General features: G+C 70.2%; 2 protein-coding genes and 1 pseudogene. All 3 read left to right on the top strand.

Features of this window, described 5'->3' with window-relative positions:
- The first annotated feature begins 292 nt into the window (after window positions 1-292).
- Complete coding sequence (locus tag VOI19_RS19400) at window positions 293-679, top strand: TraR/DksA family transcriptional regulator (RefSeq protein ID WP_416366414.1); 387 nt, start codon at window positions 293-295, stop codon at window positions 677-679.
- A complete protein-coding gene (gene lspA / locus VOI19_RS19325) occupies window positions 652-1257 on the top strand; it encodes a signal peptidase II (RefSeq protein WP_323794550.1) in 606 nt (201 codons plus the stop codon). The genes VOI19_RS19400 and lspA overlap by 28 nt, the downstream gene beginning before the upstream one ends.
- Window positions 1254-1539, top strand: a pseudogene (locus VOI19_RS19320) (RNA pseudouridine synthase); the annotation flags it as partial. The gene lspA and the pseudogene VOI19_RS19320, both read left to right, overlap by 4 nt.

Below are 1539 nucleotides of genomic sequence, written 5' to 3'. Positions count from 1 at the left end.
GCCGGCCAAGAAGGCCGCGCCCGCGAAGAAGGCTGCGCCGGCCAAGGAGGCCGCGCCGGCGAAGGCTGCGCCGGCGAAGAAGGCTGCGCCGGCGAAGAAGGCTGCGCCGGCGAAGAAGGCTGCGCCCGCGAAGAAGGCTGCGCCGGCCAAGAAGGCTGCGCCGGCCAAGAAGGCCGCGCCGGCCAAGAAGGCCGCGCCCGCGAAGAAGGCTGCGCCGGCCAAGGAGGCGGCGCCGGCGAAGGCTGCGCCGACCAGGAAGTCCGCGGCTTCGAAGAAGGCTGCACCCAGCGCCCTGGTGGTCAAGGAGGGCGAGTCGGCCTGGACCCCGGCCGAGCTCAAGGAGGTCCTCGACGAGCTGCACGGGCAGCGCGCCCACAGCTCCGAGATCGTGGCTCACCACGAGTCCGAGCTCGACGGCCTGCTGCGCAACTCCGGCGACGGAGCGGGCCAGGACCAGGCTGACGTCGGGGCGTCGAGCTTCGAGCGCGACTACGAGATGACGGTCCTGAGCAACGAGCGCGACAAGGTGGCGCAGATCGACCGCGCTGTGGCGCGCATCGAGGACGGCACCTACGGCGTGTGCGAGTCGTGCGGCCAGCCCATCGGCAAGATGCGGCTCATGGCTTTCCCGCGTGCCACACTGTGCATGACATGCAAGCAGCGCGAGGAACGTCGATAGGCACTGCCGCGACCGACGGTTCGCGACGTCGCCGGGCGATCCTGCTGTTCGTCCTGGTGGCACTCACGGCCTACGCCGTCGACCAGGTGACCAAGGTCGTCGCAGTGGCCGAGCTGGAGGGACGCTCCGACGTCCAGGTGCTCGGCGACCTGCTCCAGCTCAACCTGGTGCGCAACCCCGGGGCAGCCTTCAGCATCGGCACGAGCCTGACGCCGCTGCTCAGTGCGCTCGCCGCGGTTGCGGCCCTCACGGTGCTGTGGCTCTCGCGCCGACTCGGCAGCAAGCTGTGGGCCGTCGGTCTCGGCCTCCTGCTCGCCGGGGTGCTCGGCAACCTCACCGACCGGGTGCTGCGCGCGCCCGGCGCGTTCCGCGGTCACGTGATCGACTTCCTCCAGCTGCCCAACTGGCCGATCTTCAACGTCGCCGACATCTGCATCAACGTGGCGGCCGGACTGATCATCCTCCAGGCCTTCCGCGGCATCCGGCTCGACGGCACTCGCGAGAGTGACCTGCCGGACCCACCAGACCCCACCGATCAGGAGGCCGTCGAGGCCGACCCGGACAAGGATTCCCAGTGAGCCAGGCCGACTACCGAAGCCTCCACGTGCCCGAAGGGCTCGGCGGTGAGCGCGTCGACTCCGCCATCGCGCAGATGTTCGGGCTCTCCCGCACTCGTTCGGCAGAGCTGATCGGCCGAGGTCTCGTCAGCGTCGACGGCGCAGACGTCAGCAAGAGCGAGCGCGTGCTCCCCGGCTCGCTCCTCGAGGTGACGATCCCGGTCGAGGTCGATCCCCTCGCCGTCGTCCCCGAGGTGGTCGAGGGCATCGGGATCATCCACGACGACGACTCGATCGTGGTGA

Origin of the sequence: Nocardioides sp. (assembly GCF_034670285.1) — a bacterium.
In the GTDB taxonomy this organism is placed as follows: Bacteria; Actinomycetota; Actinomycetes; order Propionibacteriales; family Nocardioidaceae; genus Nocardioides.
This window is presented reverse-complemented; position numbering and strand designations above follow the sequence as displayed.